The sequence below is a fragment of the Streptomyces sp. P17 genome (genome assembly GCF_032436805.1).
Classification (GTDB): domain Bacteria; phylum Actinomycetota; class Actinomycetes; order Streptomycetales; family Streptomycetaceae; genus Streptomyces.
Map to the genome: position 1 here is coordinate 1 of NZ_JAVRBF010001320.1, position 246 is coordinate 246.

The window sequence follows — 246 nt, forward strand, 5'->3', positions numbered from 1 at the left end:
TCTCCAGTACATGCCATCCCCAAGCTTTGTATTTCATGGCCACATCTTCTGTAGTCACTTCTTCCACTGTAGAAGATAACTGCACATCGTTCGAGTCATAAAACATGATCAAGTTGTCAAGGCCCAGATGTCCTGCGATCCTACCTGCACCCTGCGATACTTCTTCTTGTATACCTCCGTCTGAGATATAAGCATAAATTGTTTGGCTCATCACCCAGCCGAGTCTTTGCTCCAGGAACTTTGCTG

General features: G+C 45.9%; 1 pseudogene. It reads right to left on the reverse strand.

Features of this window, described 5'->3' with window-relative positions:
• A pseudogene (locus RMT89_RS44835) lies at window positions 1-246 on the reverse strand (transketolase); the annotation flags it as partial.